The organism is Natrinema halophilum (assembly GCF_013402815.2).
GTDB lineage: Archaea > Halobacteriota > Halobacteria > Halobacteriales > Natrialbaceae > Natrinema > Natrinema halophilum.
Genome location: NZ_CP084880.1, coordinates 287,337 through 313,487, shown reverse-complemented (window position 1 = coordinate 313,487; position 26,151 = coordinate 287,337). Strand labels below are relative to the sequence as shown.

Here is a 26,151-nt window from a genome sequence, read left to right as displayed (position 1 = left end):
GGCTATTTCGGGCCGGAGTCCATTCGTTCTCGGTCGCCCGGACGGTCGACGTCCCGAAGAACGCCCGGGTCGCCAGTTTCGACGATAGCTGCATCTGACGCGTTTCGGAGCACGGTCCGTCCGCCGACGTCACCCGATACGGAACCGAGAGAGTCGAAATGCCGCGAGTCGAACAATACCGGATTTCCCCGCGTTCCGTCGTAGCCAGCGGTGAGTACCGAGCCACACCCCGATTGATAAGCGGAAACGAGCAGATCGACCGTAGTCGGGGATACCGCCGGCATGTCACCGAGCGCAAAGACGACAGCATCCGAATCGCGCTCGCGAGCGGCCGAAATTCCCGTTCGAACCGAGGTGCTCTGGCCGTTCTCGTAGGACTCGTTGTACTGATAGTCCACGTCGTACTCGCTGAGCACCCTTCGAACGCGTTCTCGATCGTATCCCAGAACGACAGTGACCGGCGCGGCGCTGGATTCGACGAGCGTCGCGACTGCGTGCCGAATCAACGGGGTTCCGTCGATCGTTTCGAGTAATTTGTTCTTCGACCCGTATCGATCGCTCGTCCCTGCCGCCAGAACGACGCCGTGAACGGAGCCGTCCCGTTCGATCTCGTCGACCGGTGGCGGGTCGACGACCGGAAGGTCCTCCCGCGTCATTCGATTGCCGAATACGGAACGACCTCGACGTTCTCGTCGGCCTCGAGCGCCGTTCGAGTGATAACGATGCCGTCCGCTTGACTCGCACGGGTGCTCGAAGAGAGGACGCTCGGATCGAACCGGTCGTCGTATACCTGCAGGGGCGAATCACTGTGACCGAGCGGCATGGCCCGACGATCACCAGCGTTCGTAGAGAGGGTCACGGGAATCGCGTATTCGAAGCCGTCGGGCCCGAGAGAGACCGCTCGTTCCATGGACGCAGGCACCGTCGGTATCGACGTTTCGCCAGTGAAGAACGGCCGCATCACGAGCGTGGCGACAGTATGCGCGCCGATCGGTTTCCCCGGGATGGCGAAGACGATCGCATCGTGGTCGGGTAATCGAGCAAGCGCGATGGGCTTGCCGGGTCGAAGTCGAACACGGTGGAAGACGACCGATCCGAGCGACTCTAACGCTCGGATGACGTGATCCTTGTGCCCGACGCTCGTCCCTCCCGTCGTGATGACGACGTCGTATTCCGTCGCGAGTTCTTCGATCGACGATTCGATTCGATCGTACTCGTCCGGGACGGTTCCCTCGTAGGTCGCTTCGTGTCCCCACGAGCGGACGAGACCGGACAACATAGGTGAATCGAGGTCGCGCGATCGGCCCTCGTGGATCTCCGTTCCCGTCGCAAGAACCCCCGTCGAAACGGTTTCGGTGACGTCGACGCGTGATTTTCCGAGGTCACCGAGGAGAATCGCATCTTTGGCCGAGAGACGATCGCCTCGTTCGAAGAGGACGTCACCTTCACTGACGTTCCCGCCACGTTCGTACGTGTACGTTCCCGGCGAAATGTCGGTTCCATGGAGCAAACCGTCTTCGACGGTTGCATCTTCCCGTTTCAACACCGCGTTCGCCGCCTCTGGAATTGGTGCGCCCGTCGCAACGCGGATCGCTTCGCCCGATTCGAGCGCCGATGGTTTATTTTCCGGATAGACTTCCCCTTCGACGACGGTCAACGGATATGGGTCCGTCGCATCGAATGCGAACCCGTCCATGGTCGCGAAGTCGTGTTCCGGCATATCTCGGTCGGCAACGACAGGTTCGGCTATTGTTCGCCCCGAAATCGAGTCGATGGGGACTGTTTCTGTCCCAACGGTGGATGCAACCTCCTGTCGAACAGTCAGTACTTGCTCCAGAATATTTCGACGCCAGACAAGATCCTCGTGGTCGCCTCCCATGTACATGCCTTTCCCGATGGTCACTAAAACGTTGTCCATCACTCAGTCAGACGTGTTGTGACGGCGACATCGAGCCCCGCTTCCCCGGTCGTCAAAGCCCCAAAGCCCCAGACGTACTCCCCTCGGCACAAACCCCGTTAGTGGAACAACGATACGTACCTTGCCGCAGTCTTCGACCTCCCGGACGTAACGACTGCCGGTCATCAAGGCGGCTGCTATTCGAGAGAATTCGCTCGATTCTGAATGTCGCCGCCACACTCCGAGCAGGACCCGGGGTGGGACATCGCCTGTGTGATTTCACCGCACTGCAAGCATTCGTACGTGGACTCCGTTCGAGGGTTGTCTTGAGCGTCGAACATCAACGGAAAAAAAGCAGGGATCTATTTAATACGTCGGTCGCTGTGTCACGGTGGCATTTTCGTCTGGAAGCGTGCCACTCGCGTCATCGTGTGGCAAATTGAAGCAAATGCTGTCCGAGACGACCTTTATCTCCCGATCCCACAGTAATGTTCCACGAGCGATCTGTAAACGAGAGCCGATTTCCAGCGTCTCACAGCACGATAGCGTTCGTCGTGTACTCGAGGCGATCGACGAGACCCGATTCGTATCTGGTACAGATGGACCGGTGTGAGCGAACGGCACCGCTTGGCTCTCGAGGTGGGTTCCCGACATCTGTTTCGAACCCGACACCACCGAACCTCTACAAATATATGAATGTTCATTCAAGCACACCCACAATAACTACCAGAATTTTATAAAATATACTAACTTATAAAATTGAGATAATTGTACAATATTGGTTCCCGGCCAGTCGCGTGTCGAACATTGTAAGAGGGCGCAGGCAACGAATGTTTGCCGTATACGACCGCATATCGCAGATTTGTATTTGTGATTCTCTTCGGCCAGATGAAAGTCGGATTATCGAACAGAGTTGTCTTGTTCCTTTATACCAATATTCTAATCCACATTCCGCTTCACATACGATGCTAGATATCTATGGCAGGCGATGGATACGGCGAAAACAATCCCGTCTGGGACTTGTCCGGGCCTTCTGTTTCGATTCTGACTCGATTCCCCGTCTCGACTTCGTCGATGCTATCGGCGGCGGTTACATCTCTGTCAAATGAGAAATGTTTTATATATTAGTTGTGGCTCGAAATAACACGTCGAAAGGCGGCGTCGGCCACGAGCCGTACGAACGGCCTGTTCGAGGTCATCCGAGTAGTATCTCGACCGAAGTGTGAACAGAGCAAGTCGAGAGGACGAGATAACTGATTTGTAACCATCGATCGGCTAGACGGCCGGCATCACGCAGGACGAATGAAGGCGTCACTATCTGGTTGGGACGGTCGGCTGGTTCATTTGGCCGCGGTAATTGACAGCGAAACGTCCCACGTGCAGATCGTCCCGTTAACCACAATAGCAGTTATCATCTGGACAAACCGTCGATTCCCGGTCCCCCACCGGGAGGCCGAGTGATGCCAGCGAACTCCGCATTCGTTGGCTGGCGGACGTCTCGGGTCGAACCATTCCACCGACGGCACCGGTCGGAGACTCTCCAGTATCGATAGTCGTACGGACCGCTCGCTGATCGGGGTCGATGACGGCGACGTGGTTTGCCGTCTGAACCGGTACGTACAACGTTTCCCGAGCAGGGCCCCACGCTCCCGCGATCGCGCTGCCGCCGATAGCGATTTCACGGTCGACGGCCTGCTCTTCGAGATCGATCACCGTGACGGCCTCGATGCCGGGAGTGAAGAGAAACGCCGCGTCGGTGGACGGATCGACTTCGCTCGTGATCGGTGGCGCCGATAATCCGTCGTCGCGGGTGATCCGCTCGAGTTCGACCGGCGTCTCGGGATCGGAAATGTTCCAGATACTTTCTGACCCTTCGCGCGGGATTTCCGGATCGGAGCCGAGTTCACCCTCGCCGTTTTCGACCAGGAGGCGATCGCCGTCGAACGATGCGGTGCACATGAACGGGAGTACGTTTCCGTCTCCTGTGGGCTCTCCCACGTCGATTCGAGTGGCAATTTCGAACGGATCGACGCGAAGAACGGTCAACGTCTCGTTTGCGATGTCTGCGACGAATCCGTACGCACCGTCGGGACCGAGTGTCATATCACACGGGCCGCTGTAGCCAACCTCGATCTCTCCCGTAACCTCGCCGAACGTATCGCTCTCGCGATCGGCATCGATGCGGACGAGAACGTGATCATCGGGATCGGGTGGATCGGATTCGAGGGTCGTCGTTCCGCCGGCAGCAACGAGTAAATGGGCACCGTCAGGCGTCAGATTGGGATAGTTCGGACCGAAGCCGGTTTCGATCGCTGCGATTTCCTCTAACGTGTGCTGATCGAGGGCTTTGACGCCGCCGGATACGTTGAGCCAGAGCGCCTCGGACGCCGAATCGATGCCGGTACCGTACTGATTGGCCGGGAATGAGGCGGTCGTTCCGATGTGGACTGTCTCGATCAGTTCGTCGGTCGTGGCGTCGATTATGCTCAGCGTTCGATCACCGTTGTTGAAGACGTACACCGTCGGCGCTCGCTGTCCGTCCGACTCCGAGAGGCAACCCGACAGGGTAGCGGTCGCTCCGATCGTTGCCGACGATTGCAGCACTCGCCGCCGATCGATCCCGTTTCGGAACGGGTCCGTCGGGTTCGGATTCATTCGGGCCCTGCCGGCATCGCTTTTGGGTTCCCTGTCTTCGTGACGAGTCACACTCGGACCTTGGGCGAGCAGTACTAAATACTGAATCGCGCTTGTGCGTCGGCCACACACAGCCAACGTCGAGTTGTTGGGTCTGCGGTCCGTTTGCTACCCATGCCAGGGGAACGGCCAAACCACGGCATCTCGAGACGGCGCGTCATCGGCGCTACCAGGGGCATCGGTCTCACCGCCGTAGCAGGCTGTCTCGGTAGCTCCGGATTGTTCAGCCGCGGGGCGAGTGACGAGAGCGCATCGCTCGGCGATCCGCCGACGATCGCTTCGGTCACGATCGTGGCAATTGTCGTGGTGGGTTTCGTCGGTGCCGTCGGGTTGCCGCTCGAGGCAGTCGTGAACTTCGTCGCGATTTACGGGTTCAGATCGCGTACTCGCTGCCGCTGCTCGCGTTCGTTCGCCGCTGCATTGGGAAGGCCGTGAACGCAGCGCCGAGGGGACTGTTGCTCCCGCTGCAAATCGACTTCGTTGAAATAATCGGCGGAGAACAATCTCAGCTACCCTGTTTACAGGCAAATTGACGGGTATTAGTAAGTTTATCGGCGGATACAGGCACTTACCGACATAGCGAACGACGGGGGGAGCGGGTCGAACGTTTTGCGCTCAAATAGATGCAGCCGGCTGATTTCATCCGTTATTTCCCAAATTAGTACCAATAGTTTGGAATGAGACGATAGTCTCAGTTTAATTGGTGGCCGGTCGCAAAGAGTACTGTCTCACGAAGAGACTGGAGAGCAATAATGGGCCAACAGGACAGTGACGGCGACTCACGTCGCACGTTTATAAAAAAGGGCGCGCTTGCAGCAAGCGCTATCGCACTCGGAACCGCCGCTACGACCGGGACAGCGTCCGCCCAGCAAGACGAACAGGGACTGGTTTTTTCGTACGACTACTTTCCGGGGGCGGAGTTCACCGTCGTCGCTCGACTCGAGCAGACTGCGACTGTCAACGTACTGGAAGTCGACGGTGAGTTAGTCGACGAGATCAGTCAGCCCGACGACTGGAACGGGCACGTCATCCGATACGAGACGAGGGGTGGAGCAGCCGGTGTCACCACCTTCCTGTTCCTCAGGGACGCGGTGCTGAGCAGCGGCGATACCGGTTCGACGAGCGGGGACGCATCGATGTTTAGTTCGGAGTTGAATCTGTTGAGTACGTCGCTCAGTGTGGCTGGAAACGGCAATGGTAACGGCGAGACGACTGACAACAATGACAGCAACTGATTCCGGAGAAGACGCACACGAAACGGACAGCGGGCAGGAACGGACCCACGAACACGTTGGTTCGAGACGTTCGCTGGCCACAAAAGGGGCACTCGCTGGGAGTGCCGTGACACTCGGTGCGGCTGGCTCCGCGACCGCACAAGAAGACGAGGAGGTGCTGGTATACTCGTATTCCTACTGGCCGGACACGAATTTCGAGGTTCTCTCGCGGCTCCAGCAGAGTACCACCGTCGACTTGCTCGAAGTCGACGGCGAAATGGTGGACGTAATTAGCCAGCCGGACAACTGGAACGGTCACGTGATCCGGTACGACAGGGGCACCGAAACGGCCGGCCTCACGACGTTCCTGTTTCTTCGAGACGGGACGTTCGACGAGGGGGATACGGAGACGCTTTCCGAAGCGGCGTCGATGTTCAGCTCTCGTCTCAACCTCCTCAGCACATCGCTCGACTGACGCTGTAGCCACCTATTTTTGCCCATTGCATTCACCAGGCAGAGAGGAACGAAAACGAGCCCGACAACCGAGCGCGACCGGACAACCGACCGAGACTGAGACCGACTGCAGGCTCGAGGCGCCGGAACCGAGCAACTGGGACCTGTTTGCCCGCGGTGATTCTCATTTCATCGCCCATACCGCCGTAATCGGTACCAGGCCGACGTAGAAATCGATGAGCAGGCCGGCAGCGACGATCTCCGCCGGCGAATACTCCCGGGCGAGCGCGTCGTGAATCCGGTCAGTCACCGTTCCAGATTCGACGGCTCGAGCGTACTGGATGAGGACGAACTCGGCGTCGTCGAACGGTGAAAAATCGTCGCCGCCGATCGCGCGCATCTCATCGAGCGTGACGCCTTTTTCACGGGCGATGTCGACGTGCTGGTGCCACTCGTATCGGGCCTGACGCGCCCGAGCGACGTGAGGATGACCAGCTCCTTTCGTCGCTGACCGAGCTGGTTGTAGAGGGTGTTCATGTACTCGAGCGTGGCCTCGAGGACCTCGGGGTGTGTGCCCACGCACGGAAGATGTGGCGATCACCGAGATAGTCGTCAGTGAGCAGGTGGTGGTACTCCGCTGGGATGTCGTCAAGTTCGAGTAATAGAAGTCGTGACATGGTTCGGTGTTTCGGTTAGTGATCGTTCTGGATGGAAATCGGTCATCGGGTTGCTGGGCTGTGGTGGGGTTCCGAAACGGTGTACTCGCTCTCATCGGGTGGGCCAGCCTCGAGAAAGGCGGCCGCGTGCTCTTCGCCGAGGGCCATCAACTCTCGGATGAACGTCGGGCTGCGGTCGACTTTCGTCGAGCAGTGGTACGTCCGTTCCATCGTGAGCCGTCGGATGGCGGTCTTCGAAAACTCGCTTTCGGGGAGGTGGCCCGCATCGATCCACTCGTTGACCCGCTTGATGACGGTCAGTTCCTGGTTTAACGAAATGTTCCCCGACAGTTCGGTTCGTCCGGTCCGCAGCCGACGATCGAGTACGTCATCGCGGGGAACCACCCCGCTGATCGACCGACCTTCGACGACCTGCTCGAGCGAATCGACGAATTCGTACTCGATCTGGCGTGATAGCGGTGTTTGATCCGATATCTGACTTCTGACCAACCGAGATATATACTCATATTATTTAAATGGTGTCCGATCGAAACGTCGGTCGTGTACATGCGATGCAGCACCGGAAAACGGATACCATCCGTGCAATCGAGAGGTAACACATGAACCACACCAGCGATCAGCTATACGAACTCTCACCCAGTGCGAAACTCGTCTACAAAGTACTCGAGGTAAACGGCACGATGACGCAGAGTCAGATCGCAGACGAGTCCCTGTTGAGCAAGCGGACGGTCCGGTACGCGATCGGTAATCTTCGCGAAGCCGATCTACTCCACGAGCGCGTGTCGTTTCGCGACGCGAGAAAAACGCTCTATTCGATTTCCGAATCGATAGCGGCCGACGAGATTGCACGCGTCAGCGAATGACAGCTATCGGGCACGACGGGCAAGCCTCCGGGGATGGACAGGGAAGAGCGGAAGTCGCCGCAGGTAGTCGTTCCAGGCCCATTTCGTCGAGATCCCTCGCAGGCGCAGCGAAGCGTTCAGGAAGGGAATCGGGACTCTCGCCGGCGTAGTGTGGGAAACGAAGTACTCGAAGTGCTCGATTTCCGGGGAGGCAACACGCAAACCGGACCGAACGTCGTAATTTCGTCGTTGCAACGCCACGGGGGAGACGACCACGGACGACCGACGCTCTGGTATCGCGCGTACACGACCGGTTAGATATTATGATAGTAACGGACTACTGACCGGTATGACCGATCCATTCGTCGTCGTCGGTGGCGACGCAGCAGGGATGTCCGCAGCGAGCAAGGCAAAGCGCGAAGATCCGGACCGCGAGGTCGTCGTGTTCGAAATGGGGGAGTGGGTCTCCTACGGTGCGTGTGGACTCCCGTATTACGTCAAAGGGGAGATACAATCGCTCGAGGCGCTCGTCTCGGTGACCCCCGAGGAATTTCGCGAGGACCGCGACATCGATCTCAGGACGGGACACGAGGTCGTCCAAATCGATACCGACGCCCGAACCGTTACCGCCGAACACGAGTCGGGGACGGTCGTCCAGCCGTACGATCACCTGTTGATCGCGACCGGTTCGGCGGCGGTGATCCCGCCGATCGACGGAACCGACCGCGACGGCGTGTTCACGCTCGGGTCGATGAGCGATGGAAAGGAACTCCGCGAGTACGTCGCTCGAGCGCGCGGCGGCGAATCGCTTCAGCAGCCGGATCGCGGGCCAGCCTGTCGGTATCTCGAGAACTGTACCGGTCCAGTCGGCGTCGTCGGCGGTGGCTACATCGGCATCGAAATGGCGGAGGCACTGGCCGAAAACGGGTTCGAGGTGCACCTATTCCAGCGTGGGGATCGCGTACTGAAGGGGTTCAGCGAAGAGACGAGCGAACACGTCGCCGACCACCTCGAAGAGCAGGACGTCGTCCTTCACCTTGGTGCAGAGGTGCAGGCGGTTTCGGGCGGAAAGCGTGTCGGCGCCGTCGTCACCGCTTCAGAGCGAATCGACGTCGAGATGGTCCTGCTTGGAACCGGCGTTCGCCCCCGAACGGCGCTCGCAGAGAGAGCCGGAATCGACCTCGGCGAGACCGGTGCAATCGCCACAGACGCGTATCGTGAGACGAACGTTCCCGACGTGTATGCCGCGGGAGACTGCGCCGAGTCCACTCACGTCGTCACGGGTGAGCCGGCGTACGTCCCGCTCGCGTTGACCGCCAATCGCCACGGCCGCGCGGTGGGTGAAACCGTTACCGGCAGGCCGTCGAAAGGTGGCGACATCGCCGGCACGGCCGCAGTCAAGGCCTTCGACGTCGAGGCTGCGCGAACAGGTATCGTCGACCACGACGCAGCTCGCGAAGCCGGGTTCGATCCCGTTAGCGAAACGGTGACGGCGAAATCCCGTGCCGGGTACTATCCCGAGGGGGGAACCATCACCATCACACTAACGGCCGACCGCGACTCCGGACGCGTCCTCGGCGCGAGCCTCGCGAGCGAGTACGGCGAAGGTGCGGTTCATCGAAGTCACGCAGTCGTCGCCGCACTCGAGGAGAGAGCCACCGTCTCCGACGTGGAGAACTACGATCTCGCGTACGCGCCGCCGTTTAACTCCACGTGGGATCCGGTACTCGTGGCCGCGAAGGTTCTTTCCGGAACGTTGCAGGAATCGACCGACTAGCCGTCGTTTGCGGTACATACCGTTTCGATCAGTTCGTCGATCCAGTTCTGGAGGGCGTCGCCGCGGTCGGTGTCGAACAGCCGCTGGCCGTGAGCGCCACCCGGAAGCACCTCGAGTCGCGTCGGATCGGGTGCGTTTTCGTGGAGTATCTGCGTCGTCTCGACGAATCTGTCGTCGTCGTTCTCCGCCACGACGAACAGCGACCGCGCCCGGAGCTCGGACGCGCGGCCTGTCCCGCCGCCTGGAGAGAGCGCGACTAGCCCGTCGACGTCGTCGCTGGCTTCTGCGGCGGCAACGACCGCGGCTTCGGCGCCGATGCTCGCCCCGACGAGGACGACGTGGTCGACGCCCACGGTCGACCGGAGAGAGTCTATTGCGTTTCGAATCGCCGTCGGACGATCATCTTCGGGATCGATCGCGAGCCCGAATCGCTCGCCTCCGGCGAGCGCCTTAGCCTGGTCCGTCCAACTCGTTCGGTCCATGTTGATCTGTGGGACGAAGACGATGCCGCACGATGCATCGTCGCTGCCGAACGTGAGTCCGTCGATGGATTCCGTCGACTCTCGGTCGTCGCCGTCCGTATCGGTCGATTCGTTCGTATCGGTCGACTCGTCCGGTTCCGTTGGCTCCTCGTCATCGGCGCTATCCGTCGTCCCGTTCGGTGCCGGTTCGTCGGACCCGCCGAGACAGCCAGCAAAAAAGCTTCCCGTAGCCAGTGACGTTGCGCCGAGGATGAGGGTTCGACGATCCGGTTCCGGCGACTCCATGGCCGTTGCTACGTTTTGGGGGATGATTATTAGCGAGAGGGTAAAACACTCGGGAAAACGGCTATCGCTCCTGAACGGCCGTTCGGCGACCAATGGATGGCGACGTTCAGCGAGCGATAGACGGGGATAACAAAGTCCAGAGTGGACGACGGGAGTGTACTCGGCATCACCGATGGCACTGCGGCCCGTTCAGGGGACCGCTCAATCGCTCTCCGCCGATGAATGCTCGTTCGCCCGACTTCGCAGACTATCAGCCATCGCGGGAACGTCGCTCGGAGACACGGAACCTTCAGTCTCGAGTTCCGCGACGGACTTCGGGAACTCGCGGAGGTCCTTGTGAACCGCGATTCCCGCTTTCGCACCCTGGCCCATCGCGACCGGGATCTGGTTGTGTCCCGGCACCAGATCGCCGACTGCGTACAGGCCGTCGACCGATGTCCGTCCGTGATCATCGACGTCGATCGTACCGTCTCCCGTGAGGTCCGCACCGAGTGACGCCGCCAGTCCGTTGTTGTATTCGGAACCGTACATCGCGAAGCCGCCTTTGTACTCGCGATCGGTGCCGTCTTCGAATTCCAGCGCTTCGAGCCAGCCGTCGTCGCCGTTCCGAACGCCGGTAACGTCTTCGGGAATGATATCGACGGGATGATGTTCCAACATCGTCGCCGTCTCGTCGCTCCACGTGGGCTCGTCGCCGCGGAGCAACAGGTCGACGTCGTCGGTGAAGTTGAGCATAATCATCGCGACGTGAGCCGCGCTCTCACCGTGGCCCATCACGTACACCGGTTCATCGACGAACATGTATGCATCACAGTGGAGACAGTAGTGCAGGCCCCGACCTGTTCGGGGTAACGGGGGGTCGGGGCGACCGTCGGAAAACCCGGTCGCGAGGACGACGCGCTCCGCGACGGCAGATTCGTCAGCCGTCTCGAGGACGAACGATCCGTCCCGGCGCTCGATCCCGGTCACGAACTCCCGTCGGTAGTCGGCACCGTAGGATCGAATCTGTTCGGCGGCCGTCTCGAGGAACTCGTTTCCGGAGACGGATTCGGGGATGCCGATAACGTTGTGCGTGTCCTGCATCATGGCGGCGCGACCACCGCCACGATCGAAGACAGCGGTCTCGTGGCCGAGTCGCGTCGCGTAGAGCGCAGTCGTGAGGCCGGCCGGACCACCGCCGACAACGGCGACCTCGTACCGGTCAGCGTCTTCGGGTGTATTGGCTGCCGTCATATAGTAACTAACAGTAATGGGGTTACCCCTCGTTAGGCATAAACGTTAGCAAACTACCGGGTTATCAGGTTACCCGAAGGTAATGGTCTTTTTCTCACTAAAAAGTACAGCCGTCAAAAAACCCCCACCGACTACCATACGTAATGTAGTTACAGGAGGTAACTATATGTGGCTCCAGTGCGACCGTCCGATATGACCGAGTCATCACAGCGACTGGAAGTGTGGTGTACAGGCGAAGACTGGTGTCCTATTACGTCCACCGCGACGTTGATCGGAAAGAAGTGGCACACCGTAATTCTCCACCGGTTGCTCGCCAACGGACCGCTGGGCTTTAACGCCCTGAAGACGGAAGTCGGGGGCATCTCGAGTAAGGTACTCTCAGACGTGTTAGAGGACTTGGAAGAGAAACAGTTGATCGATAGAGAGATCGTCAGCGAAAAACCGGTTCGCGTCGAATATTCGCTCACCGAACTCGGAAAATCGCTCGAGCCAGTTATTCAGGAAATGGCGGAGTGGGGGGAAACGCACCTCACAGATGCAACTGACCAACAGAGCTCAGTCGTGTGAAATCGCGCGTTACATCCCACTTAACTGTAATTCCCTGGGAGCTCATTCGTTTTCGCTAACGACCGCGATCGTCACCGTGTCACCATGAGTGGCGTCTTCGAAGACAGTTGGGTCGTGGACACGAAGTAGCGTACTCTCGTCACCGGCATCCACGACCTGTGCGGCCACTTCCGTCTGGGCGGTCGAAATCGACCGTTCGATACCGTCTAACCGATCGAGGATCGCTTGGAGCCTGCCGTCCGTAGTCGTATCGTCTGTCGTCTCTCGCTCCGGTTCCAGCACGTCCATTTCTGAGAGTGATTCCGACGAAGACGCGTTCGCAGAGAATTCAGCCGATGGGTTGGCGAGTCGATCGTGCAATGTCGTGACATTCAGCCCCTCTGCCTCGAGATCGACGTCCGACGCACGCTCGACCCGCGGGAACGAGAGTTCGAGCCCGGAAACAGAATCGCCGACGAGTTGTTTCCGACGTTGTCCGCTCCGGGTACGAACGCGCTGTCTCGTCGCTTCGGTAACCCATGGCGGAGGTTGCCATCCATCGTCGTAGAGCGTATGAATCTCGTCGTCGTCCGTCGCCCAGACGAAACTGTCGTACTGGTCCTTGTAACGGTCCGCGTTCGAACCGGTCTGATGGACGATCACGATCTGCGTCGGCGAGAGGGCGTCGACTACCTCGTCGATCGTTTCCTTGGTCGGGTGGTTTTTGATAGTGAATTCGTAAACCGTACAGGGAGCACTCGAAACCGGATCTGGTCCACCGTTCGTAACTTGAACGAGTGTCGCACCTGCGTCCTCGCGGATCGCCTGGAACAGTCGGCGTGCGCTCCCATCGACCGGTACTTCGGGTCCAGCGATTGTGATCTGACCAGAAGCCAGACAGCGGTCGGAGTGGTGGAATTCTGGAACGAATTCGAGGGCATCATGATCGTACTCGAGGCGGGTGGCGAGTTTTGCAACGTGGCCGACGAGGGAAATTGGAACGTCGATATCGTATTGCTCTCCGGCGTTGGCGAGCAGATAAGCGAGATGAACGCCGGTTAGGCCGCTCGTCGTGACCAGCGTCGTCGATCCGGCCTGTGCGCGCGTGAGGATCGTCCCAACGGCGTCAGTAAGCGTTGTCTCGAGATCATTTGCTGTCGTTCCTGTCAGAAAAATCCCATCGACGTCGATGGAAGGAGCCGTCTCCAGACCCGGATAGCCTGCTGCTCGTCGGCAGGTGAAGTCACCAGTTGCGAGAAGCGTATGGGACTCGCCACAATCGTCGAATTGGATGCAAAAGCCAGCAGCCCCAGGAGCATGTCCGGCCGGAATCGGCCGGACGCGAATATCGGCAGTCACTTGTTCCCAGCCATCGATCGGTTCGACGGCATCGAGGACGGCGTCGGTATTTTCGAGGTCGTAATGGTCCGTTCCGACTGCGAAGACTTCGGGAAGAATCGCTGCGGTATCCGACGCCGCGTAGACGGGCGCCTGATGAACGATGTTTTCTGCAAGTGTGCTATAGTGGTCGACGTGGGCGTGTGTCAGTAAAACAGCTGCAAGATAGTCGTCGGAACTCGAGTCGAGTAGGGATTCTACCTCAACCCCAGTGCCAGCATCGACCAGGATACACGCTGTCTGATTGCGTACGTTGTCGGCGAACCGAAGTACGTACGACTCGTTACCTCGAAAGGGATTTGCATGTTGGAATGATACTTCCATTTATTTAGAGCAACACATACTGTTTTAAGTTTATTTTCTATAGAATTATAATAGGAATATCTGACACGTTATGCAGCTGTTTCTTTGGCTGTCCTTCGTTTGGATAACGAAGTCTGGGCTTCTTGTGCCACTTACTGGAAATTTCCCCGGCTGGCGAGTTACTGACGAACAGGACATTTTCGATGCCTTGCCGAGTATAATGGGGAGAGAAACCCTCGCAAAACTCGCCTACTGGCCGCCTTCCTCAGGTGAGCTCCCCCACTCACCCGCAGCGATCGCCGTCGTTCTTTGCAGGTAGCGCGAGAGCGAAGGTCTCATGGACCATGCGAACGAGCGCTTCGCGCCCGTGAGCAGATACGGAGGTTCCTGTGTCAGCGAGGGCACCTGGAGGAATCACGTTCTCCGAACATGACTCCTAGCGGTTCCAATCTCAACAGGCGTTGATTCGGCCAGTTCCTGCCATGGCTCGTTCGAATCCTCAACTACTTTCAAATCAAGTCATATTCCGTCACAGTCGTATCAGCCGCCTCGAAAGTAGCCATTTGCTTCCTCGATTCCAGTGCAGTCTTTATACCGAAAATATATTTAAAAAGTAACCATGTATGCTTCTGAATACAGATGGCGGCATGCGTATCCTCGGACGGTAGATCCGTAGAAACCAGCGACGCGATCATAGAGGAAGTGTAATGGAAATACCAGCCAGACAACGGAGTGAAGTCACTGTAGACTTCTCGAAATCAGGTGCGTGTCTCAGTAGAGAGAGCAAACGGTACGTACGAGCGTCGACTCGAGGCATGAACAAATAATGTGGCCCTGGGGACATCTTGCAGTCGGCTATCTCCTCTATTCGATATCGACTCACGCCCTGCTTCGTCGACCGCCTACCGGCCGAGGTGCGATTGCGCTCGCCGTAGCGACACAGTTTCCGGACCTCGTCGACAAACCGCTTGCATGGACGCTGGCGATTATTCCCGGTCGGTCATTGGGCCATTCGTTCTTCTTCGTTGGCCCACTCTTGCTAGTCGGGATGATGATCGCTGGCCGGTACGGTCAACCGGAGGTCGGGGCTGCATGGGTAATCGGCTATCTCTCACACCTCTTTACGGACGTTTTTTCCCCGCTATCTATCCTGGAGATGGACGTTTCGCTTGGATTTCTATTCTGGCCTCTTGTTCCAGTTCCGATGACCACCCACGGTGGGTTTCTCGAGACGATACTATACTACCTGAATGAGTCGATTGCATACATTTTCACCCCGATTGGTGTTCTGTTCGTTATTTCCCAGATCGTTCCGCTTTTCGTCATGATGGTAGTTTGGATATACGATGGCTGTCCTGGCAAAGATGTGATTACGAACCGTCTCTCCAGCGGTCATTCAGGGTAACCCCATCGGGTTCAGGTCGTGAACAATTGCCGTATTTCGACTCCGATAACCGATCTGGGTCGATACCTACTACCGCCTGAATGCACCGGAATTCCAGCTGCAGTTGGGATAGTATGATTTGCAGTCTGCAGGCGGGGCAGGGCGAGTGCCTTGGTGTCGACTGGAAATCAAAGATTGTCGAACGATTTGACCGTAAGGGTGATGCCCGTCGGAATATCTAACAAATGTCGTTTGATGGTGTGATTACAGTCAGAAGATACAACAAAAATGGATTCAAACTATAATCCACTGCTGGCTGAGATTCGGTTTGGAAATGCGACTCCTCTAAACCCCTATCTTTGGCTTGGTGAGACGAGAATTGTCGGGTCGTGGTGGAGCGACCGGCCCTCGCGGACACAACGAGGGTTTCGGGTGTTACTTCCAACCGGCCCATCTCGGGACGGTCGAGGGGAATTACATTCGCCTGCGTCTGTTCGTCCGTTTCTGGACGACACAGACAACCGGTGAAGCCTCGGGTCTCGTCCCCGAGGTACTTCACTCCTTGGACGTGCGATTTGAATCGTCCCAGGCTTAACTGTGTGGGTATTCACCTTGTTCGTTATAATAAACCACTCGAATTGCGATGGTATCGGTGTTCGCAGTACGACTACTGTGTCGTCCATTTCCCGCCAGGCTCTGTGTCATCGTCGTGTGATTCGCCAGAATTAGCTTCGGTGGCCACACGACGGGATCGCTGATACGTCAACCCTGCTTCTTTTAGCAACCGCCGACAGCTCGGAATCGAGTATTCGACGTCGTATGTTTCCTCAAGATACTGCTGGACCAGTTTTGGCGTCCATGAAGCCGCGTCAAGGCTAACGTTCTTCGGCGACTCGTGGACAACCTGTTCGAATTCACTCTGCTGTTCTTCTGATAATTTCCGTTTTCTGCCAGGTCGATGATCATCAGCAACAGCCTGTTCAAGCGGCTCATTTGTGTCCAGTCGCTTGAGCCAACTATAGATCGTTCGTCGTTGAACACCGTACCACTCAGCTAGTTCAGTCTGTGAAACGCCGTTTTTGAAGGCAATCGCTGCTAGCAGCCGTTCAGTCGGCTTTTTCCTCTCTACATCCGCAAGTGCATCTTGCAATTCCTCGATAGAGATATCATCAAGATGGTCCATAGTTGCTCTCGAAGACTAGTGAGCAGAAAGTTCTAACGGTTAATGACGTACACGTTATCATTGGGTCTCAGGTCGTTCAGACGAAAATGCCAGTACCTGTCCTCTACGAGTCGAGAAAGAGCCCACGTTAGTTCGACTGTCGCGGTCGAACCCGCTTTTGATAGTCAAAATCCGTCAAGCAAGCCGATCTGCGACTGGAACCTGACGACCATGACTGCGGGAAATAATTGCAACGGTCACTGCCCGACACTCACGGTACCCCGGTGACGATGATAGATCCAGTGACGACCACATCGTCCAGTCACAACAGGTTCCGGTATCGCCCGTCATCTCGTCGACTGATATCCCCTATCCTTACGATTATACTTATAAATATTAATTTACTTCCATACAGTAGTATGGGCATCGAGTCGCGATTACAGGCCGCTCCTCGTACCGACGGTCAGGTCCCGGTGGACACAGACACGTTAGACTACATCAGACAACTTGTCGCTGACATACTGATCTTCCCATTCCCGTCGAGCCTCGAGTTCCCGCCGGCCACGGGCAGTGACCGTATAGTAATTCGTCCGACGATCGAGTTCTCCTTTTTCCACGAGGCCCTTATCGACTATCTCGTCGAGGTTCGGATAGAGTCGCCCGTGTTGGATATCCTTCTCGTAGTAGTTTTCGAGTTCTTCCTTGATGGCGAGCCCGTGGGGCTCGTCTTGGCCGGCGATCACGTACAACAGGTCGCGCTGGAAGCCTGTGAGATCGTACATATAGATAATTCGTACTATCGGTTAATAAATATATCGGATATTGGTAACGGAAGTGATTGTGGGGCGGTACAAATATAACATCAGAAAGAGAGTAACTATCCATTCGAACCGATACGAGAAATTCGGAGCGGAGTATCGCCGTCGTTCACACTTCCCAGTTTCCGGCTGAATTCCGCGTATTCACAGGCGGTTCGAGGCAGCTGCCCCGACCCGTGAGCTTGGGGAAGCAGCCGATACTCGAAGATACAAACCACGCTCGGTAGCACGACTGATGCCGTCTACGTCTCGTTTTCGAAAATGTTCCTGCGGGCGTGCTCATCCCCTCACACGCTCCGAGAGGCACGAGGCTGGACGAGATGAAGGCCAGACCGAACTCATACTGCCGGATTCGACTACGGTTCGAACCATATGGTTCAGTTTTACAGGGGCTCCTCAACTATGTGAGAAGAAGGGAGAACCCTATTCAACCGATTTCGCACGGTTCTGGAAGTCACCACCACACTCCTCGCACTCGCCTGGATTCGTCTCAGCCTTGACTATCCTCCCACACTGAAGGCACTCGTACTCGGACGATATTTCAGAGGTGTCGCCTTCAACGTCTTGATCGTGTGGCATATTCTTGTCTTCGAGTCCCAGTCATAAATATGAATCGCGGTTTGTAGCTATTGGTCCAGGGTGAAGAAATCCCATACAAAAGATACGGTCTTACTCGATGTGGCCCACTTCCCATCCCCCGGTGTGACATATGTGTGAATTTCTTCGACAGAACGGAGATTCAAGCGAACAGAGACGAACACACTCCGTCAAAACACTTCGAATCCCAGTAAGGCGTCTCGAGAACAGTAGAGGGAACGCGAATCATCCAACCGAAAGTACGGATATTTGATGAGCATCCGGGACAGTAGGTTCCAACACCTTCATTTCTATAATTGGTGACGAGTTATCATCGTCGTAGCTAGAAGTCGTCGACACTACTCACAAAAAGAGATATTCAGAGCGAATTGGCTGCCCGCCCACCTCGGGGTTTGTCCGTAGGAGACGACCGACTCCAAGCAGTTGACGACTAACGAACTGATACGGGTTCGCGATATCGAAAGCGAAACGGACCAGACGGTGCTCGAGTTGGTCCTGGAGCAGTCCACGGGTAAGGCCGTAGAGACATCCGACAGCGGACCCAGCGCAACGGTGAACGGGGGTTATTTCAAACGGCCAGAGGGACGATTCCTACGCACTTAGAATTGGGGTGGGATTGATATATGCCAGATCGAACATATTCACCGTCGCGTATCTCACGCGACACGATTCAATCACCACCCACTGACCGCGATATTGTCCCACCCGTCCCGCCCGGCGGCCGTCTTTCTGCGCCCATCCGGGCGGATTCTGACCCCTTTCTGAGGCCCTCAATTTTTAGCACCAAACCCCGAACGCGTCGTCGGTTCCGTACGCGCTGATGCAGATCCGCGAAATCGAGACCACTTCACGTCAGAGGTCGTTGCGTTCGAGTTCGAGGCAATCGGTTGGCAGGATCGCTCAGAATATGAGACAGCAAACGTAACGCAACAGCGATCGAGCGTCAAATCACGAAATTACGTATCAATGGCTATCTGACATGCTATATGACACATGTATTTCCTCCGAATTTCGTATCACTCGGGTCTTGTTTAGACGGGGTGAGAAGCCAGATTCCGTGCGCTAGTAACGCTACGAATCAATCTCTCAGGGAACCTGCGTCTGTCAGTAGGTCGCACACTCAGACCGCATCGCGTTCACTTTTGACCTGCTCGGCGTACGTGTCCACGACGTTCTGAATGATCACTTCTCCTGCCTCGGTGGTTGCTTTGGTCGGATCACCGAGGACGCCGTTTTCGGTAATCGATTTGAACCCCTCACTCAGCAAACGGGCTGGTGAGATATCGCCCTCAGGCCCGGGTTCGATATTCTCCATCCTGACGAGACCCTCGTTGATGGCCAGCACCATCGCCGTTTCGGCGGCTCCGGCGTGGATCACGTCCTGATCGTACTCGATGCCCGCCTCGCTAAGCCCCTCGTTCAGCAATTGCATGTGTTCGTCGAGATCGGCAAGTGGAATCACCGTGGCGTCGAGTTCGCGGGCGATGTCGGGCGCCACGGTCTCGACCGGCCCGAAGTTCCCGCCGTGGGTCGGGACCAGGACAATGTACTCGAAGCCGTGTTCGCCGAGTGATCGGCAGTACGACCGGATTACGTCCATCAGCGTCTCAGGTGGAACGGTGATCGTACCGGGAAATTCCATGTGATGGCCCGAACACCCGGGGCGAATCGTTGGGGCAGCGAGGGCATCGCCCAGTTCTGACGCAATTCGGCGTGAAAGCTCGTCCCCGTCGAGCGCATCCATATTCAACGGTAAATGTGGACCGTGTTGTTCGATCGAACCGACAGCCACGATTGCTGTCCGTGTTCCATTTTCGAGGGCAGATTCAACCTCTGGCCATACCATCTCCTCAAGGCGTACTGATTTGCGAGAAGGCACGTATTTGTGTCTGTCTTGTCGAAACGAAAAAGCCTGTGATGGAATTATACCGACTCACACAGGAACTGCTAACCGTTGCCTCTATACTGACCGACGTTAGGAAGCAGGATCGAGTTATTCGCGGAGGCCGTGGATAGCGTCGATGGTCCAATTAGCGTACTCGCCATCACCCGTCTTGACCGATGGTGCAGAATCGTCGGAAACGGCGTGTTTCGCAAACGTTGCGAGACGTGTGAATCGGGAAAGACGAGGAGACACCCTACACAGTTCTGGTGCTGATGGTGGTCTGCCCACCGAAGTAAGCCGGTGTCTTTGGCGTCCAAACAAGGCCTCTCACCAGTATAGAGCGTGGGAAAACTTCCGATAACGGAAATATCACTTCCCGATATCTGGAACAACAATTCCGTCCACCGATAGAATAAGAAGAAACCTCCCTATCGTTCATTCTCCTCGGCCCAGACGATCACGTTCGCTACAAACTAACGAGAACATTTTACAGCAATGAAAGTATTACATTTCGGTGTATTGTAGAATGGACGTAATTATATCGAGCGCAATGAGGTTTGATCTTCTGTGGTTCTTGCTCGTGTAATGAATGGGAGTCGATCAGATAGTCGAAGAGATTCGGCGGCGCACCCAGCGGAACAACGAACGAGGGACAAATACCCAGCAAAATCGCATGCGTTTTAAAGTCTCACCCCCCCAAGGTGAGACTCTCCCAGAAAGGGAGCTACGTGAGGCACAGAAGGGGGAGTCGCCATAGAGACGAATTCCCCTTCTGTGGCGCACTTTTCAGCGCGCGAGTAATCATAATCTGGAGTGAATTATCAAGCTTATGGTTTTATAGTTTATTTTTTAGTTCCTCTTGATGTTTCTATAGATTACGGAAAAAATTAACGCCGCGCTGAAATGCCGACGGGAGTCGGCGATGGAGTGCTTAATCCCCTAGGTGGTGTGTCGTATGATGGGAAACGAGATCGGGTGACAGTTTGGCAGGTGGCTTCACATCGGAACGATCTCGTAGTGGCGAGGGTGTATGTCTCGGAGTGTCGAATCCCATCAGCAACGACTACATCCTATACCTCGCCATTTCAGGCTTTAGAACACACCCCCATTAACCTGTTGGAAATTTTGTAAGTATTTGCAACTATTACTGGAGATAGCCAAAGAAAACCACGGGAATAACACATTCTTGTGTGGTTATTATAACCTTGTTACTATAAATATGGTTCGTATACAATAAAGATATCGGAAGAGCCGGAAGCTGCCCGTGAGTTTGCGAGATAGACGCCAAAGACGACGAATTCGAGTTACGGAAATACTGAATAACCAGACCGCACTTACATCTGTTCACTGTCGTTTTCCGTACGCTGTAGTTCGTTCTTCGGTGGCACGGGTCGCCAGCGATACGAGTACCGGCATTGCCCTCACCCCGGTGTCTGGCCGTAGTTTCAATACGACAGTCGCGTTCTATCCTGTATGGAGACCGAACAGACGGCAGCCGACGTATTCGGGCTCTTGTCCGACGAGATTCGACTCGAAATCCTTCGAACGGTCGCACTCGCACAGCACGAAAAGCGACAGACGGGCGTCACCGAACTATCGTTCTCTGACATTTACGATCGCGTCAGCGTAGACAACACGTCGAAACTCTCGTATCACCTCGGAGAACTCACGGGTACATTTCTCAGGAAGCATGAGAACGGCTACGCGTTCACCCATGCTGGCGAGCAGTTGGTCAGGTTTATTCTCGCCGAGAACTTTCGCTCGCCGCCGGATTTCGGAACCATCGAGACGGATGGGCGGTGTCTATTCTGTGGGGAAAGCCCGCTCGAGGCCCAACTCGAAGAGCAGTACTTCATGATTCGGTGTTCCGAATGTGACCGCCCCGCCTTCTCGTATCGGATCAGGCCCGCACAGGCGCGATCTCACTCAGGGCCTGATCTGATTGATGCTGTCATCTGGGAGCAGGTCGGCGACTTTCTCAAAATGCAGCAAGGAGTCTGTCCGGACTGTGCCGGTCATTTCGATACGGAGGTCATGGATGCCGAGTCGACTTCAGTCGGGGATCTGGTACCTGTCTCTTACGGGGTTGTCAACGAATGTCAGCAATGTCAGCGCGTTATGGGTGTTCCCCTGCCGTATGCAGCAGTCTACCATCCAGAATCGATCGCTTTCCACTGGGATCACGGCGTCGACGTTCTGGGAACGGGTGCCTGGGAGTTCCATCGTTATCTTCAGGACGGCCAATGGACATCTGAACAGATCCAGACTGCCCCTGATGAGTATCGAGTCGAGTTACAACGAGAGACGAGTGCACTGCGACTGCTTCTCGATAAAAACGCCACGGTTACACGAACTGAACGTGTGCGACACAGCGATCAGCACGGTCGTCGTTAATGACATATATATTTCAAAATTCTCGTTTGATGGATCGGGCCGTTGTCGGGGCCAACTGTTGAAATCGTCTTAGATACGCCCGATTGCCGGGCTAGCCACTCAAACGAAATTTTGAAACAGTCCTGATAATATATCAAATACTCTATAATTGTTAAGGGATGGGAGCACGATGGTCCGAGTGTCGACGCGGTGTTCGAACCAATGACGGCACACAAAACGCCTGCCGAGGGGCAACATGTCGAATCGCTTTCCGAGTACGTGCATCGTCTCGCTGGGGCACACGGCGTGTCCGGCTACACGAAGATGCCCGACGACACGGTCGTCTATGCCGCCTACGGTGACGGAGACTACGACCTGTGGACCAGTGAGGGTCGACTCACGCACGCTGACGGCGATATCACGTCACCGACGTGGTTGCGGGGTCACGAGTCAATTCTTGCCTATCGCGATGTAGATGGGAACGAACAGTTCGACCTCCTGAAGATTGATCCCGAGACCGGAGCGGTAACGCCGGTTGTAGACGACCAGTTCCTCAACGTCAACGCTCGACAGGCTCCGACAGATCCGAATCGGATCGCCTTCATCTCTAATCGAGATCGGTCGCTGGACCTGTACACGTACGACATCGACGAAGGCACGATCACCAAGCAATCCGAAGCCGACGAACCGGTGATGGGCTACGCGTGGTCCCCGGACGGGCACCGGATCGTCTACCAGGCTGGTACCTTCGACGACTCGGCACTCCAGCTCGTGGACCTCCACCTCGATAGGGACGACGTCTTCATTGACGAACCCGATTCCGAGCAGTCGTTCGCCTTTACCGACGACGGCGACGGTGCGTGGTCGGAAGATGGAATCGTCTTTACGACCAACCACGAGACGGGGTATCGAGAACTCGCAGTCACGGACGGCGACGGTGACTACAGACTCTGCTACGTGAACAACCACGACAAGTACGACCCACAGTGGACGGATGAGGGCGACATCGCGTTCATCGAAGCTCGCGGCGGGGACCGGCGGCTGTGTGTGCTCAGCGATGGCGACGTCACGACCGTCGAGCGAACAGGTATGAACATGGACCTGAAATCCATCGATGGCGACGTCTACTACAAGCACTGGAGTCCAGCGACCGCCGGTGATCTTCGGCGCGACGGGGCGACCGTCGTTGAAGAAGGGCAGGTCGATGTCCAGACGGTTTTCCCCGAGGAGATTACCTACGAATCGTTCGACGGCCGGGAGATCGCCGCGCGACTCTACAGACCGGAAGACGAGCCACTCGGTGGTGTCGTCAAGGTCCACGGTGGCCCGGAGGCACAGCACTACAACCGACTCGACATAGTTACGCAGACGCTCGTCCGCGCCGGGTTCGAGGTTCTCGCACCGGATTTCCGTGGGAGTCTCGGCTACGGACGTGACTTCCGGAAGGCGAGCGACGGGGACCTCGGCGGCGACGATCTCACCGACGTCGTCGCGGCCGCTGCGTACCTCCGAAATCGAGGCCGGGACCAGGTCGGTATTCTCGGCGCGTCCTACGGCGGCTATATGGCCCTGATGGGCGTCGGCGCGACCGACGCGTTCGACATGGGTGCGAGCGTCTGTGGGGTCGTCAACTGGGAGACGACCATCGAAGAGGCTCGGCAGTATCTGGGTGACGTGTTGATCCGGAAACTCCAAGGCACACCCGAAGAAAAGCCCGTCCTCTACGAAGAACGGTCCCCAATCACGTACACCGACGACATCGACGTTCCCCTGCTCATCGTTCAGGGGGCGAACGATCCGCGGGTACCCAAAAGTGAAGCCGAACAGCTCGTGTCCTCAGTAGAAAAGCGGGATGTCGACTACGAGTACCTGCTATTCGAGGACGAAGGCCACGGCGTCGAGCGAACCGAAAACCGCATCGAGTACATAACCAGGACTGTCGAGTTCTTCAGCTCGCACGTCTGAACGCCGAGATACTAAAGGAATCCACGACAATGACTCGAACTGAACAACCGACGCAGCACAAGCCCTGCAGCGAGCACCATCGAGACGACACCGATCCAGCGTCGAACCGATCGATGTCGGTCTCGGAGATCAAGTCCACCTATGCCGAATATGCCGACTGGATGCATCGATTCGAGCTGTTCGACCGCGTCGTCACTGGTCGATATCGTCGCTCCCGGTTCGGCGACGTGGAAGGGAGGGTACTGGACGTCGCCTGCGGGGCTGGGGCGAACTTCCGGTATCTCCCCGACACGGTCGATCTCGTCGGAATCGACATCAGCCCGGAAATGCTAGCGAACGCCGACGAGCAACTCGCCGCGCTGGGAATGGACGGCACGCTCCGAGAGATGGACGCACAGGATCTCGATTTTCCCGACGACAGCTTCGACGTGGTGATCTCCGCGCTGTCGACGTGTACGTTCCCGAACCCGGTCGCTGCGCTGCGGGAGATGGAACGTGTCTGCAAGCCCGATGGAACGATTCGCCTGGTCGAACACGGGCGTAGCGACGTGGGAGCAATCGCGAGGTACCAGGAGTGGCGTACTGATGCACACTATGCGAAGATGGGATGCCGATGGACCCAAGAACCAAGAGAAATTGTCGCGGAAGCGGGCCTCACGGTGCAGGACACGAATACCGGACTGCTCGGCATGATAACCACGTTCGAGATCGATCCTGATTGCGGTGACAGACGATGATCGAACCGTCCTCTACTGCCTTGCAGTGGCTCAGTGTCGGCAGTCTATTGATGATTACAGGAGCACTGATCAAATTCCGTGGCTGGACGTTTCTTCTCGCAGGCTACGATAGGACTTCGCCGCTCCCAGACGACGTCGTCGCTGACATCGCGGGGAACACTGTCCTCCGCATCGGCATCGCAGCATTGGTCCTCGGTGTCCTCGTAGCGATCACCGATGTCCCACCGTACATACCAATCATCTTCCAGGTGAGTATCCTCTTTGCTGTTCTCCGTCTGATCTACCGTCTCTACACTTATACCCCGGCTGAACCGACGTAGGAGACGAATTTCCAATCAAGCGCCGAGAGCTCGAGTTTATATTCGATCTCGGTATCCACGATATACCAGTGCCCATCGAAACTCACTACTGCGAACTCAAACACTCGAACGTCGCCCACCCTGGCAGTACCCCCGTTCACGCGATATGTACGTAGCTATCGACTCTAACTACAACTGAACAGTACGAAAACCACATACTGTAGAGTAGTGTGGAACGGACGCACTATGAATACTACTCGATCCCGCGCTCGAAGACGCGGAATGCGCTCGCCCTGTGCCACATTGTGATTCAAAATAAATCAGTGGTTGTAGGATAATAACCCACAACCTTTGCTCGTGCGTATTATTTTCCGCTGAACCACGGACGACTGACATATCTAACCCGGATATTCCGGAATATATGTCGTATCAGGTAAGGGGATACAACTCTATTCAATGAGATGATAGCTTCAGGATGGCATTGGAACCGGTTGCGTTCTACGGCCGCCCCGGGGAAGGGGGACTCTCTTCGTTCAAAGATAGACGGAATTTTATACGTTGGTCTACAGAGTAGAAGTATGTACGATCTCACTGGATTCCAGCGCGACCTGTTGTACGTGATCGCCGGTCAAGACGAACCCCACGGGCTCGCCATCAAGGAAGAACTCGAAAACTACTACGAGAAGGAAATCCACCACGGGCGACTCTATCCGAATCTGGACACGCTCGTCGACAAGGGGCTCGTCGAGAAGGGGGAAAAAGATCGCCGAACCAACATCTATTCGGTTACTCGACGAGGTACCCGGGAACTCGAGGCCCGACGGGAGTGGGAAAATCAGTTCGTCGGTCTCGAATGACGTAAGCGACGACAGACTATTTCCGGACTCGCTTATATGTGGAGTTTCAATCATAGAGAGTGAGAGCCGCGTCTTGACCCACTGCACTTCCAGATAGCTACGGCCTCTCCGAGGTGCCGTCGTAAATCACGAACCCATACGGGGCGACTGTAGGTGAATCGCCACCGGGCAACGTATCATGCAAGCGGCTTCCGTCCCGCAGCAGTAGTGTAGCGATGGTCTTCGGATACGACGACGCAATAGGAATTCGCGAACTGAACGGTACATTTTTTA

At 56.6% G+C, this 26,151-nt stretch carries 23 protein-coding genes and 2 pseudogenes; 12 read left to right on the top strand and 13 right to left on the bottom strand.

The genetic code is table 11. The features are described 5' to 3' along the window. Positions 1-2 precede the first annotated feature (2 nt). From HYG82_RS43300 to HYG82_RS43285, 4 genes are all read right to left on the bottom strand, one after another. The gene (locus HYG82_RS43300; RefSeq protein WP_235217993.1) at positions 3-656 is read right to left on the bottom strand and encodes a nucleotidyltransferase family protein; all 654 of its coding nucleotides are present in this window, start codon (positions 654-656) and stop codon (positions 3-5) included. Continuing rightward, on the bottom strand, positions 653-1,879 hold the full coding sequence (locus HYG82_RS43295) for a molybdopterin molybdotransferase MoeA (RefSeq protein WP_235217992.1): 1,227 nt from the start codon (positions 1,877-1,879) through the stop codon (positions 653-655). The genes HYG82_RS43300 and HYG82_RS43295 overlap by 4 nt, the downstream gene beginning before the upstream one ends. Before the next feature lie 215 nt (positions 1,880-2,094). After that, the gene (locus HYG82_RS43290) at positions 2,095-2,238 is read right to left on the bottom strand and encodes a rubrerythrin-like domain-containing protein (protein ID WP_235217991.1); all 144 of its coding nucleotides are present in this window, start codon (positions 2,236-2,238) and stop codon (positions 2,095-2,097) included. 1,051 nt (positions 2,239-3,289) lie between these two features. Then, on the bottom strand, positions 3,290-4,603 hold the full coding sequence (locus HYG82_RS43285; RefSeq protein ID WP_425495433.1) for a YncE family protein: 1,314 nt from the start codon (positions 4,601-4,603) through the stop codon (positions 3,290-3,292). A gap of 102 nt (positions 4,604-4,705) precedes the next feature. On the opposite strand from HYG82_RS43285, the gene HYG82_RS43280 reads away from it, so the two are divergent. The 3 genes from HYG82_RS43280 to HYG82_RS43270 all read left to right on the top strand — a co-directional run bounded on the left by HYG82_RS43280 (position 4,706) and on the right by HYG82_RS43270 (position 6,280). Beyond that, the gene (locus HYG82_RS43280) at positions 4,706-5,026 is read left to right on the top strand and encodes a hypothetical protein (protein ID WP_235217990.1); all 321 of its coding nucleotides are present in this window, start codon (positions 4,706-4,708) and stop codon (positions 5,024-5,026) included. Between the two features lie 317 nt (positions 5,027-5,343). Further along, entirely contained in the window at positions 5,344-5,826 is a 483-nt protein-coding gene (locus tag HYG82_RS43275) for a calcium-binding protein (RefSeq protein WP_235217989.1), read from the top strand. Next, a complete protein-coding gene (locus HYG82_RS43270) occupies positions 5,813-6,280 on the top strand; it encodes a calcium-binding protein (RefSeq protein ID WP_235217988.1) in 468 nt (155 codons plus the stop codon). The genes HYG82_RS43275 and HYG82_RS43270 overlap by 14 nt, the downstream gene beginning before the upstream one ends. A gap of 195 nt (positions 6,281-6,475) precedes the next feature. Here the strand turns inward: HYG82_RS43270 and HYG82_RS43265 are convergent. Together HYG82_RS43265 and HYG82_RS43260 are read right to left on the bottom strand one after the other, a co-directional pair. Continuing rightward, positions 6,476-6,935 (bottom strand): annotated as a pseudogene (locus HYG82_RS43265) (carboxymuconolactone decarboxylase family protein); the annotation flags it as partial. Positions 6,936-6,977: 42 nt separating this feature from the next. Next, a complete protein-coding gene (locus HYG82_RS43260; protein WP_343233120.1) occupies positions 6,978-7,424 on the bottom strand; it encodes a hypothetical protein in 447 nt (148 codons plus the stop codon). A 110-nt stretch (positions 7,425-7,534) separates the two neighbouring features. Here HYG82_RS43260 and HYG82_RS43255 point away from each other — a divergent pair, with 110 nt between their 5' ends. Next, complete coding sequence (locus HYG82_RS43255) at positions 7,535-7,798, top strand: MarR family transcriptional regulator (RefSeq protein WP_235217987.1); 264 nt, start codon at positions 7,535-7,537, stop codon at positions 7,796-7,798. A 328-nt stretch (positions 7,799-8,126) separates the two neighbouring features. Continuing rightward, on the top strand, positions 8,127-9,554 hold the full coding sequence (locus HYG82_RS43250) for an FAD-dependent oxidoreductase (RefSeq protein ID WP_235217986.1): 1,428 nt from the start codon (positions 8,127-8,129) through the stop codon (positions 9,552-9,554). Here HYG82_RS43250 and HYG82_RS43245 read toward each other — a convergent pair. Both HYG82_RS43245 and HYG82_RS43240 read right to left on the bottom strand, forming a co-directional pair. Continuing rightward, complete coding sequence (locus HYG82_RS43245; RefSeq protein ID WP_235217985.1) at positions 9,551-10,321, bottom strand: alpha/beta fold hydrolase; 771 nt, start codon at positions 10,319-10,321, stop codon at positions 9,551-9,553. The genes HYG82_RS43250 and HYG82_RS43245 overlap by 4 nt on opposite strands. A gap of 201 nt (positions 10,322-10,522) precedes the next feature. Further along, positions 10,523-11,554 (bottom strand): NAD(P)/FAD-dependent oxidoreductase, encoded by a 1,032-nt coding sequence (locus HYG82_RS43240; protein ID WP_235217984.1) that lies wholly within the window; start codon positions 11,552-11,554, stop codon positions 10,523-10,525. A 192-nt stretch (positions 11,555-11,746) separates the two neighbouring features. Here HYG82_RS43240 and HYG82_RS43235 point away from each other — a divergent pair, with 192 nt between their 5' ends. Then, positions 11,747-12,121: a winged helix-turn-helix transcriptional regulator gene (locus tag HYG82_RS43235; RefSeq protein WP_235217983.1), complete on the top strand. Its 375-nt coding sequence runs from the start codon at positions 11,747-11,749 to the stop codon at positions 12,119-12,121. Between the two features lie 42 nt (positions 12,122-12,163). Here the strand turns inward: HYG82_RS43235 and HYG82_RS43230 are convergent, their stop codons facing one another. Next, positions 12,164-13,822, bottom strand: a complete 1,659-nt coding sequence (locus HYG82_RS43230) for an MBL fold metallo-hydrolase (RefSeq protein WP_235217982.1) — start codon at positions 13,820-13,822, stop codon at positions 12,164-12,166. An 805-nt stretch (positions 13,823-14,627) separates the two neighbouring features. Between HYG82_RS43230 and HYG82_RS43225 the strand changes: the two genes are divergently transcribed. After that, positions 14,628-15,206 carry a metal-dependent hydrolase gene (locus HYG82_RS43225; RefSeq protein ID WP_235217981.1) on the top strand — a complete coding sequence of 193 codons (579 nt, stop codon included), beginning with the start codon at positions 14,628-14,630 and terminating at the stop codon, positions 15,204-15,206. A 694-nt stretch (positions 15,207-15,900) separates the two neighbouring features. Here HYG82_RS43225 and HYG82_RS43220 read toward each other — a convergent pair. The 4 genes and pseudogenes from HYG82_RS43220 to HYG82_RS43205 form a co-directional block, all read right to left on the bottom strand. Beyond that, positions 15,901-16,368 (bottom strand): annotated as a pseudogene (locus HYG82_RS43220) (IS630 family transposase); the annotation flags it as partial. Between the two features lie 467 nt (positions 16,369-16,835). After that, the gene (locus tag HYG82_RS43215) at positions 16,836-17,129 is read right to left on the bottom strand and encodes a PadR family transcriptional regulator (protein WP_235217980.1); all 294 of its coding nucleotides are present in this window, start codon (positions 17,127-17,129) and stop codon (positions 16,836-16,838) included. Positions 17,130-17,588: 459 nt separating this feature from the next. Then, on the bottom strand, positions 17,589-17,744 hold the full coding sequence (locus tag HYG82_RS43210) for a rubrerythrin-like domain-containing protein (RefSeq protein ID WP_235217979.1): 156 nt from the start codon (positions 17,742-17,744) through the stop codon (positions 17,589-17,591). Between the two features lie 1,138 nt (positions 17,745-18,882). Continuing rightward, complete coding sequence (locus HYG82_RS43205; protein WP_235217978.1) at positions 18,883-19,641, bottom strand: creatininase family protein; 759 nt, start codon at positions 19,639-19,641, stop codon at positions 18,883-18,885. Positions 19,642-21,120: 1,479 nt separating this feature from the next. Between HYG82_RS43205 and HYG82_RS43200 the strand changes: the two genes are divergently transcribed. The 5 genes from HYG82_RS43200 (at position 21,121) to HYG82_RS43180 (ending at position 25,878) form a co-directional block, all read left to right on the top strand. Continuing rightward, a complete protein-coding gene (locus HYG82_RS43200; protein WP_235217977.1) occupies positions 21,121-22,041 on the top strand; it encodes a helix-turn-helix domain-containing protein in 921 nt (306 codons plus the stop codon). A gap of 201 nt (positions 22,042-22,242) precedes the next feature. Continuing rightward, complete coding sequence (locus HYG82_RS43195) at positions 22,243-23,985, top strand: S9 family peptidase (protein ID WP_235217976.1); 1,743 nt, start codon at positions 22,243-22,245, stop codon at positions 23,983-23,985. A 29-nt stretch (positions 23,986-24,014) separates the two neighbouring features. Next, positions 24,015-24,722, top strand: coding sequence for a class I SAM-dependent methyltransferase (locus tag HYG82_RS43190; protein ID WP_235217975.1), 708 nt, complete (start codon positions 24,015-24,017; stop codon positions 24,720-24,722). Next, positions 24,719-25,042, top strand: a complete 324-nt coding sequence (locus tag HYG82_RS43185; RefSeq protein WP_235217974.1) for a hypothetical protein — start codon at positions 24,719-24,721, stop codon at positions 25,040-25,042. Before HYG82_RS43190 ends, HYG82_RS43185 begins: the two co-directional genes overlap by 4 nt. A 557-nt stretch (positions 25,043-25,599) precedes the next feature. Then, entirely contained in the window at positions 25,600-25,878 is a 279-nt protein-coding gene (locus HYG82_RS43180; protein WP_235217973.1) for a PadR family transcriptional regulator, read from the top strand. The last annotated feature ends 273 nt before the right edge of the window (positions 25,879-26,151 follow it).

What these genes read in the sequence shown, in the direction of transcription:
- HYG82_RS43300 (WP_235217993.1), bottom strand. Translation starts at nt 656, where the DNA reads ATGACGCGGGAGGACCTTCCGGTCGTCGACCCGCCACCGGTCGACGAG.
- HYG82_RS43215 (WP_235217980.1), bottom strand. Translation starts at nt 17,129, where the DNA reads ATGTACGATCTCACAGGCTTCCAGCGCGACCTGTTGTACGTGATCGCC.
- HYG82_RS43250 (WP_235217986.1), top strand. Translation starts at nt 8,127, where the DNA reads ATGACCGATCCATTCGTCGTCGTCGGTGGCGACGCAGCAGGGATGTCC.
- HYG82_RS43280 (WP_235217990.1), top strand. Translation starts at nt 4,706, where the DNA reads ATGCCAGGGGAACGGCCAAACCACGGCATCTCGAGACGGCGCGTCATC.
- HYG82_RS43180 (WP_235217973.1), top strand. Translation starts at nt 25,600, where the DNA reads ATGTACGATCTCACTGGATTCCAGCGCGACCTGTTGTACGTGATCGCC.
- HYG82_RS43185 (WP_235217974.1), top strand. Translation starts at nt 24,719, where the DNA reads ATGATCGAACCGTCCTCTACTGCCTTGCAGTGGCTCAGTGTCGGCAGT.
- HYG82_RS43235 (WP_235217983.1), top strand. Translation starts at nt 11,747, where the DNA reads ATGACCGAGTCATCACAGCGACTGGAAGTGTGGTGTACAGGCGAAGAC.
- HYG82_RS43230 (WP_235217982.1), bottom strand. Translation starts at nt 13,822, where the DNA reads ATGGAAGTATCATTCCAACATGCAAATCCCTTTCGAGGTAACGAGTCG.
- HYG82_RS43210 (WP_235217979.1), bottom strand. Translation starts at nt 17,744, where the DNA reads ATGCCACACGATCAAGACGTTGAAGGCGACACCTCTGAAATATCGTCC.
- HYG82_RS43295 (WP_235217992.1), bottom strand. Translation starts at nt 1,879, where the DNA reads ATGGGAGGCGACCACGAGGATCTTGTCTGGCGTCGAAATATTCTGGAG.
- HYG82_RS43290 (WP_235217991.1), bottom strand. Translation starts at nt 2,238, where the DNA reads ATGTTCGACGCTCAAGACAACCCTCGAACGGAGTCCACGTACGAATGC.
- HYG82_RS43270 (WP_235217988.1), top strand. Translation starts at nt 5,813, where the DNA reads ATGACAGCAACTGATTCCGGAGAAGACGCACACGAAACGGACAGCGGG.
- HYG82_RS43200 (WP_235217977.1), top strand. Translation starts at nt 21,121, where the DNA reads ATGGAGACCGAACAGACGGCAGCCGACGTATTCGGGCTCTTGTCCGAC.
- HYG82_RS43275 (WP_235217989.1), top strand. Translation starts at nt 5,344, where the DNA reads ATGGGCCAACAGGACAGTGACGGCGACTCACGTCGCACGTTTATAAAA.
- HYG82_RS43240 (WP_235217984.1), bottom strand. Translation starts at nt 11,554, where the DNA reads ATGACGGCAGCCAATACACCCGAAGACGCTGACCGGTACGAGGTCGCC.
- HYG82_RS43255 (WP_235217987.1), top strand. Translation starts at nt 7,535, where the DNA reads ATGAACCACACCAGCGATCAGCTATACGAACTCTCACCCAGTGCGAAA.
- HYG82_RS43190 (WP_235217975.1), top strand. Translation starts at nt 24,015, where the DNA reads ATGACTCGAACTGAACAACCGACGCAGCACAAGCCCTGCAGCGAGCAC.
- HYG82_RS43225 (WP_235217981.1), top strand. Translation starts at nt 14,628, where the DNA reads ATGTGGCCCTGGGGACATCTTGCAGTCGGCTATCTCCTCTATTCGATA.
- HYG82_RS43245 (WP_235217985.1), bottom strand. Translation starts at nt 10,321, where the DNA reads ATGGAGTCGCCGGAACCGGATCGTCGAACCCTCATCCTCGGCGCAACG.
- HYG82_RS43195 (WP_235217976.1), top strand. Translation starts at nt 22,243, where the DNA reads ATGACGGCACACAAAACGCCTGCCGAGGGGCAACATGTCGAATCGCTT.